The organism is Microbacterium sp. CFBP 8794 (genome assembly GCF_014841235.1).
Taxonomy (GTDB): Bacteria; Actinomycetota; Actinomycetes; order Actinomycetales; family Microbacteriaceae; genus Microbacterium.
Genome location: NZ_JACYTT010000003.1, coordinates 422616 through 435367 on the forward strand (window position 1 = coordinate 422616; position 12752 = coordinate 435367).

A 12752-nucleotide genomic window follows, 5' to 3' on the forward strand; every position below is an offset into this window, starting at 1 on the left:
GCCTTTCGCGAAACAGGAACGGGAATGAGCCGTATGTGTCTCGCGCGGTTCTCGCGCTACGTGCCCTTTTTTCGAGCAGCGACGCACGACCTCGTGCGCCTGACGGGAGTGATCATATACGATCCGCGGGCGCGGGGCGACGGGACGGCCGCACCCGCCGCCCGGCCCGCTCGCTCGGCCACGCGCCGCCTTGGGTGTCGGGCCGGACTACAGCGCCGAGCGGATCGCGTCGGCCGCAGCCTCGAGTCGCCCCGCGATCGCCGCGTCGTCGAGGTCGGTCGCCACGTGCACGGCGGCGACGGCGGCGGGCTCGCGCCCCTGCACGGCGAGGGGCACCGCCACGGCGCGGAACGTGGGGATCACCTCGTCGTGGCTCGTCGCCCACCCGCGCTCCGCGGCATCGGCGACCTCCGACGCGAGCCGCGCGTCGACGTCGTCGGGCCACCGGCGCGGGGGGAGCTGCGCGAGGATCGCGCGGCCGGGGGCGCCCCGGGTGACCGGATGCCGCGACCCGGGCCGCTGCGCCACGGCGGTGACCGTGTGCCGGGGCTCGACGCTGACCAGGGTCACGCATTCGTCGTGGTCGAGCACGACGAGGAAGCACGTCATGCCCAGGTCGTTCGCCGCGGCGGTGAGTTCGGGCAGGGCCTCGGCCTGCAGGTCGGCGGCGACGCCCGCGGCGAGGGCCGCCAGGCCCGTTCCCAGGCGCACCGCGCCCGCGGCATCCCGAGAGACGAGCCCGTGGTCTTCGAGCGTGCGCAGCAGTCGGTACGTCACCGAGCGGTGCAGATCGACGCGTTCCGCGAGCTCGTCGATGGTGAGGGGGCTCCGAGCATCGGCGAGCTCTTCGAGCAGGCGGATGCCGCGACTCAGCGTCTGCGAGGCGGGGGAGGAGTCTTGCCGTGGGGGCATGGAGCGGCTAACCTTTCGTTCGATAGCAGAACGCTGCGTTCGAATATAGAACACAGATGGATCTGCCCGCAAGCATCGCGAGGTCGCGGTGCCCCCGACACCGACGTCAGGAGTCTCATGCAGTTCCACCACCACGGTTACGTCTCGGGCGACCCGCGCGTGCAGAACGCCACCGGCACGGGCCTCGACCGCCCGGCGGAGCTCCCCGACGAGGTCGACGTGCTCATCGTCGGCTCGGGTCCCGCCGGCATGCTGCTCGCGGCCCAGATGTCGCAGTTCCCCCAGGTCACGACGCGCCTCATCGAGAAGCGCGAGGGGCGCCTGCCGCTCGGCCAGGCCGACGGCATCCAACCCCGCAGCGTCGAGACGTTCCAGGCGTTCGGCTTCGCCGACCGCATCACCGCCGAGGCGTACAACATCGGCTGGATGAACTTCTGGGCCCCCGACCCCGAGGACCCCGACCGGATCGTGCGCACGACCCGCACCGAGGACTACGGGCTCAAGATCAGCGAGTTCCCCCACCTCATCGTCAACCAGGCGCGCGTGCTCGACTACTTCGCCGAGGCCGCCGCCCAGGGCCCCGCGCGCATCGCGCCCGACTACGGCGTGGAGTTCGTCGGCCTCACGGTCGGCGAGGGCGCGTACCCGGTCGAGGTCACGGTGCGAGACGCCACGGGGGAGCGCACCATCCACGCCAAGTACGTCGCCGGGTGCGACGGTGCCCGCAGTGGCGTGCGCCAGGCCATCGGCCGCCCGCACGTGGGCGCGGCGGCGAAGCACGCCTGGGGCGTCATGGACGTGCTGGTCGAGACCGACTTCCCCGACTGGCGCATCAAGTGCGCGATCAACGCCGCCGCGGGCAACATCCTGCACATCCCGCGCGAGGGCGGGTACCTCAGCCGCATGTACATCGACCTCGGCGAGGTCGCCGCCGACGACGATCACCGGGTGCGCCAGACGCCGATCGACGAGGTGATCGCGCGGGCGAACGCCATCCTGCACCCGTACACGATCGACGTGAAACAGGTCGCGTGGAGCAGCGTCTACGAGGTGGGGCACCGGGTGACCGACCGCTTCGTCGACGATGCCGAGAGCCCCCGCGTCTTCCTCACCGGCGACGCCTGTCACACGCACAGCGCCAAGGCCGGCCAGGGCATGAACGTCTCGATGCAGGACGGCTTCAACCTCGGCTGGAAGCTCGGGCACGTGCTCACCGGCCTCGCCCCGGTGGAGCTGCTGCGCACGTACAACGACGAGCGGCACCCCGTCGCCCAGCAGCTGATCGACTTCGACCGGGAGTGGTCCTCGCTCATGGCGCGCAAGCCCGGCGAGATCACCGACCCCGACGAGCTCGCGACCTACTACCTGGCGACGGCGGAGTTCCCCTCCGGTTTCGGCACGCGCTACGCCCCCTCGGCGCTGGTGTCCGACGCGCCGGCGCAGGAGCTGGCATCCGGGTTCCCCGTCGGTCGGCGCTTCCACAGCGTCGAGGTCGTGCGGGTGTGCGACGGCAACGCCGTGCACCTCGGCCATCATGCGAAGGCCGACGGGCGCTGGCGGATCTACGCCTTCGCGGATGCCGACGGCGCGGCGCTGCGCGACTGGGCCGAGGCCGCGCGCCCGATCGTGGAGCGCTTCACGCCCGACGGCGCCGACCTCGACGCGGTGTTCGACGTGAAGGTCGTCTACCCCGGCCGCTGGGAGGACGTGACCGAGGTGCCCTCGCTGTTCCGCCCGCAGTCCGGGCCGCTGGGCCTGACCGACCTCGAGAAGGTGTTCGCCGCCGCGCCCTCGGCGTGGACGAGCGCCGACATCTTCGCCGAGCGGGGAATCGGGGCCGAGGGTGCCGTCGTGGTGGTGCGTCCCGACCAGTACGTGGCGCACGTTCTACCGCTGTCGGCGCCCGAGAGCCTGGAGCGGTTCCTCGAGCGGGCGCTCCTGTCGTCGGGCCCCGCGTCTGCACCCCCTCTCGCATAAACGCCGTTCCTGCGCGTAAACGCGTCGGCTGAGCGTTTCTGCGCACGAATGGCGTTTATGCGTGGCGGCCGACGCCCCGGCGGTGGTCGGCGGCCCACCGCCCGACGGCACCGAGCCTCCACCGCGGCCATGGCAACACCCCGTTTGTACACGACGTATATCGGCACCGCCCCGCGGGCTGAGCAGAATGGCGGGGAACCCCGCCCCGATCCAGGAGGACCCATGACCGATTCACGCGAGAGCGAGCTGCTGGCATCCGTACCCACCGGTCTGCTGATCGGCGGCGAATGGCGCGCGGCCACCGGCGGCGAGACCGTCGCCGTGAACGACCCCGCCACGGGTGAGGTCATCCGCGAGATCGCCGACGCCACCGTCGACGACGGGATCGCGGCGATGGATGCCGCGGCCGACGCCTTCCCGTCCTGGGCGGCGACCCCCGCCCGAGAGCGGGCCGAGATCCTGCGCCGCGCCTTCGACCTGCTGCAGGAGCGCAAGGAGGACATCGCGCTGCTGATGACGCTCGAGATGGGCAAGCCCCTCGCCGAGGCCCGCGGTGAGGTTGCCTACGGCGGGGAGTTCCTGCGCTGGTTCAGCGAGGTCACCGCGCACACGCAGGGCCGCTACGGCGCCAACCCCGAGGGCACCGGCCGCATGATCGTGTCGCAGCACCCCGTGGGCCCCTGCTACCTGATCACCCCCTGGAACTTCCCCCTCGCGATGGCGACCCGCAAGATCGCGCCCGCGCTCGCCGCCGGCTGCACGGTCGTCATCAAGCCGGCGACCCTGACGCCGCTCACGACGCTCTTCTTCGCGCAGATCCTGCAGGATGCCGGACTGCCGGCGGGCGTGGTCAACGTGATCACCACGACGAACACCGGCCCGGTCTCGGAGCGCATCATCTCGGACCCGCGCCTGCGCAAGCTCTCGTTCACCGGCTCCACGCCCGTCGGGGTGAAGCTGCTGCAGCAGGCCGCTCCCGGTGTGCTCCGCACCTCGATGGAACTCGGCGGCAACGCGCCCTTCGTCGTCTTCGACGACGCCGACCTCGACAAGGCGGTCGAGGGGGCGATGCTCGCGAAGTTCCGCAACATCGGTCAGGCGTGCACGGCCGCCAACCGCTTCATCGTGCAGCGCAGCGTGGTCGAGGAGTTCTCGCGCCGCGTGACCGAGCGCGTGCAGGGCCTCACGATCGGCCGCGGCACCGAGGAGGGCGTGCAGATCGGACCCCTGATCGACGACCGCGCCGTCGACAAGGCGCGCACCCTGGTGGGCGATGCCGTCGAGCGCGGCGCCACGGTCACCACGGGTGGGTCGCCCATCGACGGGCCCGGCACGTTCTTCGAGCCCACCGTGGTCACCGACGTGCAGCCGGGCAGCGACATCCTGCGCGAGGAGATCTTCGGCCCCGTGCTCGCGATCGTCCCCTTCGATGACGAGGACGACGCGGTGCGCATCGCCAACGACACCGAGTACGGCCTCGTCTCGTACGTCTTCACCGAATCGCTCGCGCGCGGCCAGCGCATGATCGACCGCCTCGAGACCGGGATGATGGGCCTCAACGTCGGCGTCGTCTCCAACGCCGCCGCCCCCTTCGGCGGGTGGAAGCAGTCGGGCCTCGGCCGCGAGGGCGGCGACGAGGGCATCCACGAGTACCTGCAGACGAAGTACACGCTGACGGCGAACCCCTACGCCTGATCGGCCGAGCCGAGAACACCGGATGCCACGACCCGGCGCCCCGTGAGGGCCCGGGGTCGTGGCATCCCTCGTCCTGCCCCTCTCCGACGCGGGCCGAACTCCTGAGTTTCTGCCGGCGTCGGCCGGACGGGCCAGTCGTGGGCGCGTTGTGAGGCGGGCGGGCGTCGATTTCTCAGGAGTTCGGCCCGGACCGCCGGGCGCGCGCGTCAGGCGCCGGCGGCGCGGACACCGGCGGCGCGGACACCGGCGGCGCGGACGGAAGACGGCGTCTGGGTGAACTCGCGCTTGAACGCGCGGGTGAAGCTGTCGATGTCGAGGAAGCCGCTGCGCCGCGCGGCCTCGCTCACGCTCGCGCCACCGGCCAACAGCGACCGGCTGCGTCGCAGGCGGCAGCTGCGGATGAACGCCGCCGGGGACTCGCCCTCGGTGGCGAACAGTTTCTGCAACGTGCGCACGGCGATGTGGAAGTGGGCGGCCACCCGTTCGGGCGTGAGATCGGGATCGGCCGAGTTCTCGTCGATCCAGAGTCGGATCCCCTCGGCCAGGAGCCGGGGGTCGGTTGCGGGCGTGCGGGTGTCGCGCCCGCGGACGACCGCGCGCAGGAGCCCGACGAGCGCCTCGCCGATCTCCTCCGCCTCATCGTCTCCGGGCTGCTCGATGGACGCGGCGAGCATCGTGAGGGAGCGCAGCTGTGCCGAGTCCGGCAGCTCCACGGCGGTCAGCCCGGCGAAGGTGTGCCCGGTGCGGATGAGCGAGCGACGGGGGAGCTGCAGTACCACTTCGCTCATCGCACCGGGAAACGACAGGGCATAGGGCGAAGCCGCGTCGTACATGACCGCCGATCCGCATCCGAGCTCGGCGGTGCGCTCGTGCTGACGGATCGATCCCCGCCCGCGGCGGTGCAACGAGATGAGGACGTCGTCGCGAGGCTGGCTGCGGATGAGGTCCTGATCGCGGAACACCGTCGATGCCTCGCTGACCACCCGGGTCACCCGCACGGCGGGTCCGAGCCTGACCTGCGAGAGGCTGGCGCGGAAGGCCGGTGCCGCCGTGTGCACCCGCAGGGGGACGAAGGCCCCGCTGCATGCGCGCGTCCACTCCGCGACGGAGGAGACGGCCACAGGCGACATGCGGGGATGATACGCCCGGGGCCGCCTCGCCCGCGCGCCGTCGGGTGCGAGCGCCGGGAATCGTGCGCGGATCGCCGGATGCCGCGACGCGCCCCGGCACCGGGGCGTGCAACGCCGGGCGGTGTGCGCGCGAAGCCGGGTGCGCGCGCGGCACCCGCTCCTAACGTGTGGGCACCGCGGGGTATCCGACCCCGCTCACCCGAAGGAGTCGTCATGCCCGACTACCGAAAGAGCTTCCGCGCCGCCGCCGTCCAGGCCGAACCCGTCTGGAACGACGTCGACGGGGGCATCGACAAACTGGAGTCCTACGCCCGCGACGCCCGGGCCGGCGGAGCCGACATCGTCGCGTTCCCCGAGGTGTGGATCCCCGGTTACCCGTGGTTCCTGTGGTTGGACTCCGTGGCGTGGCAGTCGCAGTTCGTCGTGCCGTACGCCGCCAACTCGATCGAGATCGGCAGCCCCGAGTGGCAGCGGCTCGAGGGCATCGCCCGTTCGGTGGGCATCTCCCTCGCGTTCGGCTTCAGCGAGCGCGCGGGCGGGTCGCTGTACATGGGGCAGGCGGTGATCGGCGCCGACGGCCGCACCCTCAACACCCGGCGCAAGCTCAAGCCGACGCACGTCGAGCGCACGCAGTTCGGCGACGGCGACGGCTCCGATGTCGTGGTGGTCGACACCCCCGTCGGCCGCGTCGGTTCGCTCAACTGCTGGGAGCACCTGCAGCCCCTGACCAAGTACGCGATGTTCTCGCAGGACGAGCAGTTGCACGTCGCCGCGTGGCCGAGCTTCTCGATCTTCGGCGGTGCGGTCAACGCCCTCGGACCCGAGGTGAACATCGGCGCATCGCGGCAGTACGCCGTCGAGGGGCAGGCGTTCGTCCTCGCCCCCTGTGCCACGGTCGGTCCGGCGGCTCAGGAGCTGTTCACCGACACCGAGGCCAAGCGCGCCATGCTCCCGCTCGGCGGCGGCTACGCCCGCATCTTCGGTCCCGACGGCAGCTCGCTCGCCGACCCGCTCGCGCCCGACGAGGAGGGCATCCTCTTCGCCGACATCGACTACGCGGCCATCCTCGCCGCCAAGAACGCCGCCGACCCGGTGGGGCACTACTCCCGGCCCGACGTCTTCACCCTCCACCACCGCGACACGGGCCGGCTGCCCAAGGTCTCGGCATCCGGTCGCGACATCCCGCCCGCGGCGTCGGTCGAGGCCGACGACCTGGTCGGCGTGGAGTGAACACCTGAACTCCGGATGCCACGACCCCGGCACCCCGTGAGGGCCCGGGCTCGTGGCATCCGCCGCCGTCGGCCGGCGCCGATGCACGACTTCGGCAGCATCAACGATCCGGTCCTCGCGCGCACCGATCGCGCGTCGTTGCCGGAATCGTGCGGACGGCCCGCCTCAGCCGTCGGCGTGACGATCGAGGAAGGCGAAGACCTCGGCATCGTCGACGCCCGGGAACATGCCGCGGGGCAGCGGCGAGAACATGTACTGGTGCACCCGGGCGCTCGGCCAGGCCTTGCCCTGCCACCGCTCGGCGGCCTCGGCGTCGGGGCGACGGCAGCACGACTCGTCGGGGCAGCGTGAGACGCCGCGCGTGCTGGTCTCGCGTCCGCGGAACCATCGGGCGTCGTCGAACGGCACGCCCACGGTGATCGAGAAGTCGCCGGCCGAGGTGCTGCCGGTCTGGGTCGAGCACCAGAAGGTTCCGGCCGGGGTGTCGGTGTACTGGTAGTGCTCGGTGGTGCGGTTGTGCTCGTCGAAGGCCGAGCGCGCAGAGAACTTCTTGCACACGATCTGCCCCTCGACCGACCCGGTGACATCGGTGGGCAGGGGGAGGCCGTCGTTCTCGTACACGCGCGAGATCGCCCCGTCGCCGTCGACGCGCATGAAGTGCAGCCGAATGCCGAGGTGCGCCGTCATGAGGTTCGTCATGCGCATGGCCGCCGCCTCGTGGGTCACCCCGAACGCGTCGCGGAAGTCCTCGACGGCGAGGTTGCGGTCGCGCTTCGCCTGCGAGAGGAAGGCGACCGCGCTCGTCTCGGGCATCAGACAGCACGCGGCGTAGTAGTTGATCTCGAGACGCTGCTGCAGGAAGTCGGCGTAATCGGTGGGGGGACGGTGCCCCAGCAGGCGGTGCGCCATCGCCTGCAGAGCCATCGAGCGCAGGCCGTGGCCGCCGGGGATCGAGGCCGGCGGCAGGTACACGCGGCCGTTCTCGAGGTCGGTGACCGAACGGGCCGAGTGCGGCAGGTCGCTGACGTAGATGAGCTCGAAGCCCAGCTGCTCGGCCATGATGCTGACCGTGCGGTGCGTGAGGGCGCCCGTGGTGTGTCCGGCGGCCTTGAGCTGCTTCTCGGCGAGGCGCTCGATCTCGGGCAGGTGGTTGTCGGTGGAGCGCATGCGCAGGCGCAGCTCGGTGTTGGCGCGCCGGGCCTCTTCGGGGCTCGCGATCGTCTCGCGCTCGCGGCGCTGGAGTTCCCGGTGCAGGCCGAGTACGGCCTCGATCGTGTCGTCGCTGGTGCCCTTGGTGACCTTCATCGGGGGGATGCCGAGCTGTCGGAAGAACGGACTGGTCTGCGCCCGGTCGAGCTCGATCTCGAGGGCGGCCCGCCGGTTCGGCGGCTCGTTCGACAGCAGCTCGGCGACGTCGGTCTCGGTCGCGCCCGCGATCTGCTGCAGCAGAGAGAGCTTGGGTTCGCGTTTGCCGTTCTCGATGAGACTCAGCTGGCTGCCGGCGACTCCGACCATCGCGCCGAGCTCGTCGAGCGTGTACCCCCGGGCGAGGCGGTGGTGCCGGATGCGATGCCCCAGGGTGGTGAGTTCGAACGACGATGCCATTCCTTGACCATATCGAAAGAATGCCGATTCTTGTTGCCGTTTTCGCCGGAAAGAACCCGCACACACCCGCACCATGGAGGAAGACCACCGATTTCGCTCTCAACCGAGGAGAACGACATGGCACTCGCCGACATCTTCAGCTCCACCCCGCGCAACGCCGCGTCCCCCACCCGCGCCCCTCGTGCCGGTCACGGCGTGCGTCCGGCCGTCGAGGGCCCGGGTCTCGCCGCGCTGACCGCGTGGGTCGACCAGGTCGCCGCCCTCACGCAGCCCGACCGCATCCACTGGGTCGACGGCTCGGCCGCCGAGAACGACGCCCTGCTGCGCGAGATGGTCGACGAGGGCAAGCTCATCAAGCTCAACCCCGAGTGGCGTCCGGGTTCGTACCTGGCCCGCTCGCACCCCGGCGACGTCGCCCGTCTCGAGTCGCGCACCTACATCGCCTCCGAGAGTGAAGAGGATGCCGGGCCCACCAACAACTGGATCGCCCCGGCCGAGATCCGCGAGACGTTGAACGGCGTCTTCGAGGGTTCGATGCGCGGGCGCACGATGTACGTCGTGCCCTTCTCGATGGGCGCGGTCGGCGGCCCCCTCAGCCACATCGGCGTGCAGATCACCGACAGCGCCTACGCCGTGGCATCCATCGGTGTGATGACGCGCGTCGGCACGGCCGTCACCGAGCAGATCGCCGCCGGGGCCCCGTGGGTCAAGACCGTGCACTCGGTCGGAGCGCCGCTCGCGGCCGGTCAGGACGACGTCTCGTGGCCCTGCAACGACGAGAAGTACATCGTGCACTTCCCCGACACCCTTGAGGTGTGGTCGTTCGGCTCGGGCTACGGCGGGAACGCGATCCTGGCGAAGAAGTGCTTCGCCCTGCGCATCGCGTCGGTCATCGGCCGCGACGAGGGCTGGCTCGCCGAGCACATGCTGCTCATCCGCGTGATCGACCCGAAGGGCAAGGCGTACCACGTGGCCGCCGCTTTCCCCTCGGCCTGCGGCAAGACCAACCTCGCCATGCTCCGCCCCACCATCCCCGGCTGGCGCGTCGAGACCCTCGGCGACGACATCACCTGGATCCGTCCGGGAGAAGACGGGCGCCTCTGGGCCATCAACCCCGAGGCCGGCTTCTTCGGCGTCGCACCGGGCACGGGCGAGTCGACCAACGTCACCGCCATCGAGACGCTCTGGGGCAACACGATCTTCACCAACGTCGCGCTGCGCCCCGACGGCGACGTCTGGTGGGAGGGCCTGACCGACGAGGCGCCCCCGCACCTCACCGACTGGGAGGGCAACCCCTGGACGCCCGCGTCGGGCCGACCCGCCGCGCACCCCAATTCGCGCTTCACCGTCGGCGCCGCGCAGTGCCCGCAGATCGCCGAGGACTGGGAGGCCCCCCAGGGCGTGCCGCTCGACGTCATCCTGTTCGGCGGCCGACGCGCCACGAACGTGCCGCTCGTGGTCGAGGCCACCGACTGGTCGCACGGTGTCTTCATTGGCTCGACGGTGTCGTCCGAGAAGACGGCCGCGCAGGAGGGCACGGTCGGCGAGCTGCGTCGCGACCCCTTCGCCATGCTCCCGTTCTGCGGCTACAACATGGGCGACTACTTCGGCCACTGGCTCTCCGTCGGCCAGAAGCTGCGTTTCGACCGCGCACCGCGCATCTTCCAGGTCAACTGGTTCCGCAAGGGCGACGACGGACGCTTCCTCTGGCCCGGCTTCGGAGACAACGCCCGCGTGATCGACTGGATCATCCGCCGCGTCGACGGTCAGGTCGACGCCGTCGAGAGCCCCATCGGTCGCCTTCCGCGCATCGAGGATCTGCAGCTGTCGGGTCTGGACCTGCCGGCCGCCGACCTCGACGAGCTGTTCTCGATCGACCGCGCTTCGTGGCTCGCCGAGGCCGACCTCACCGAGGAGTTCTACGACACGTTCGGCAGCCACCTTCCGGCCGCCCTGCGCGCCGAACTCGCCGCGCTCCGCTACCGCTTGCAGCGCGCCTGAACCTCTGCTCGTCCCGCGCCGCGAGACGAGCCCCGACTCCGATGCCCCTCCCGCTCTTGGCGCGCGCGAGGGGCATCGGCATGGGCGCATGCCACGTGCCGGGGATGCGGGTAGAGGCCCGGGTGTCGGCGCCGGCGGAGCGCTCGCGCACCGCGCACACCCGGGTAGAGGCCGGGTTCTCGGCACCGACGGAGAGCGCGCGCATCGCGCTGGCGTGCGGACGATAGTGATTCCTCCGGCCGCGCCACCGCGCGGAGGGCGACTCCTCTTCCGGCCGAGCCGCCGCCCTCACACGAGCAGCTGGTGCTTCGCCAGATCGCGGTAGAGCGGGGTGGATGCCACCAGCTCGCTGTGCGTGCCCTGTCCGACGACGCTGCCGTTCTCGAGCACCACGATCACGTCGCTGTCGACGACCGTCGACAGGCGGTGCGCGATGACCAGCAGCGTGCGGTCGGTGGCGACGGCGTCGATGGCTTCGCGCATGCGCTGCTCGTTGACGCCGTCGAGCGACGAGGTCGATTCGTCGAGCAGCAGCACCGGGGGAGCGGCCAGCAACGCTCGCGCGATCGCGAGGCGCTGACGCTCGCCGCCCGAGAGCATGACGCCGTCCTCGCCGACGGGCGCGTCGACGCCCAGCGGATTGCGCTCGAGCACGTCGCCGAGGTTCACGGCATGCAGCACGCGCTCGCAGTCGGCGTCGGAGGCCGACGGCGAGGCGAGGCGCAGGTTGTCGGCGATGGTGCCGGCGAGCGTCGGGGCGTCCTGCTCGACGTAGCCGAAGCGGGCGCGCAGGGCGTCGCGTCCCAGGTCGCGGGCGTCCACGCCGTCGACGAGGATCGCCCCTCCGGTGGGGTCGTAGAAGCGCTCGACGAGCGAGAGGATCGTGCTCTTGCCCGCGCCCGACGGGCCCACCAGGGCGACGCGTGCCCCGCGGGGCACGGTGAACGACACGCCTCGCAGCACCTCGCGGTCGGTGTCCTCGACCTCGGTGCCGGCGTCGGCGGTGGCGGAGTCGAGGTGCACCTCGGCGAGCACCGAGCGCGCTTCTCTCGCCGCGGCCTCGCGGGCCTCGACGACGTGGTCGGGGTAGCGGAACCGCACGTCGCGGAACTCGATCGCCGCGGCATCCGTCACCGGCGACGCCCCGGCGGCGCGGTCGCCGTCGTCCTCCAGGGGCAGGTCGAGCACCTCTTGGATACGCCCGAGCGCCCCGAGCGCCTGATTGACCGACGTGATGGCCCCGATCGCCGAGGCGAGAGGTTGCACGAGCAGGAACAGGAAGATCACGAACGTCACGAGGGCGGCCACGTCGATGGCTCCGGATGCCACGCGGAACCCGCCGACGCCGAGCACGACGAGCAGCGACACCTGCAGGGCGATCCCCGCGACGGGCACGATGAGGGCCGACACCTTCGCGATGCGCACGCCCGCGGTGTAAGCCTCGGTGGCCGTCTCGGTGACGGTGGCGGTCTCGCGCTCGGTCGCGCCCGCCGCGCGGATGGTGCGGATCGACCCGACCGCGCGCTCGACGCCCGACGACAGCTCGCCGACCTTCTCTTGCTGCACCGCCGATGCCGCGCGGATGCGCGTGCTCAGCCCGACGACCACCGCGATCGAGGCGCCGATCACGACGACGATGAGTCCGAGCAGCAGCGGGTCGATGAAGGCCATGGCGATGACGGCGCCGACCAGGATGAGGGCGTTGCCCACGGCATCCGCGAGTCCCTGCGTAAGCACCGCGTACAGCAGCGTGGTGTCGGTACCCACGCGCGAGACGAGGTCGCCCGTGCGGCGCGCGTCGAACTCGCTGATCGGAAGGCGCAGGATGCGGGCGATCAGGCGCCGACGGCTCGAGTAGACCACGGCGGTGCCGGTGCGCTGCAGCAGGTAGTGCTGGTAGCCCGAGATGAGCGACGACAGCACCACGAAGCCGATGAGCAGCCAGACCAGCGCCCCGAGGGGCACGGTGTTCTGCACGCGTTGGATGACCTCGCCCACCAGCAGCGGCTGCACCAGGGTGGTGGCGGCGCCGAGCACGCTCAAGACGGCGACGACCACGAGGGTGCGCTTGTGCTCGAGAAGGAAGGGCAGCAACTGACGGAACGACGCGCGCGGGCCCTGGGGCACGCGGCGGCCGCGCCGACCGCGCGCGGGAGCGGGAACGGACATGCTCACCTCGGGAAGAAGAAAGGGATGCTTCGA

Annotated in this window: 8 protein-coding genes; 4 read left to right on the forward strand and 4 right to left on the reverse strand. The window is 71.3% G+C overall.

Features of this window, described 5'->3' with window-relative positions:
* Positions 1-207 precede the first annotated feature (207 nt).
* Entirely contained in the window at positions 208-912 is a 705-nt protein-coding gene (locus tag IFU19_RS09475) for an IclR family transcriptional regulator (protein WP_192013518.1), read from the reverse strand.
* Positions 913-1029: 117 nt separating this feature from the next.
* Between IFU19_RS09475 and IFU19_RS09480 the strand changes: the two genes are divergently transcribed.
* On the forward strand, positions 1030-2889 hold the full coding sequence (locus IFU19_RS09480) for an FAD-dependent monooxygenase (protein WP_192013519.1): 1860 nt from the start codon (positions 1030-1032) through the stop codon (positions 2887-2889).
* A gap of 222 nt (positions 2890-3111) precedes the next feature.
* Complete coding sequence (locus tag IFU19_RS09485) at positions 3112-4584, forward strand: NAD-dependent succinate-semialdehyde dehydrogenase (RefSeq protein ID WP_192013520.1); 1473 nt, start codon at positions 3112-3114, stop codon at positions 4582-4584.
* Positions 4585-4790: 206 nt separating this feature from the next.
* On the opposite strand, the gene IFU19_RS09490 is transcribed toward IFU19_RS09485, so the two are convergent.
* The gene (locus tag IFU19_RS09490) at positions 4791-5714 is read right to left on the reverse strand and encodes a helix-turn-helix domain-containing protein (RefSeq protein WP_192013521.1); all 924 of its coding nucleotides are present in this window, start codon (positions 5712-5714) and stop codon (positions 4791-4793) included.
* A gap of 213 nt (positions 5715-5927) precedes the next feature.
* Between IFU19_RS09490 and IFU19_RS09495 the strand changes: the two genes are divergently transcribed.
* On the forward strand, positions 5928-6944 hold the full coding sequence (locus IFU19_RS09495) for a carbon-nitrogen hydrolase family protein (protein ID WP_192013522.1): 1017 nt from the start codon (positions 5928-5930) through the stop codon (positions 6942-6944).
* 165 nt (positions 6945-7109) lie between these two features.
* Here the strand turns inward: IFU19_RS09495 and IFU19_RS09500 are convergent, their stop codons facing one another.
* Positions 7110-8549, reverse strand: a complete 1440-nt coding sequence (locus IFU19_RS09500; protein ID WP_055834316.1) for a helix-turn-helix transcriptional regulator — start codon at positions 8547-8549, stop codon at positions 7110-7112.
* A gap of 117 nt (positions 8550-8666) precedes the next feature.
* Between IFU19_RS09500 and IFU19_RS09505 the strand changes: the two genes are divergently transcribed.
* Positions 8667-10550, forward strand: coding sequence for a phosphoenolpyruvate carboxykinase (GTP) (locus tag IFU19_RS09505; protein ID WP_191915875.1), 1884 nt, complete (start codon positions 8667-8669; stop codon positions 10548-10550).
* Positions 10551-10838: 288 nt separating this feature from the next.
* On the opposite strand, the gene IFU19_RS09510 is transcribed toward IFU19_RS09505, so the two are convergent.
* Entirely contained in the window at positions 10839-12719 is a 1881-nt protein-coding gene (locus IFU19_RS09510) for an ABC transporter ATP-binding protein (protein ID WP_192013523.1), read from the reverse strand.
* Positions 12720-12752: the final 33 nt, after the last annotated feature.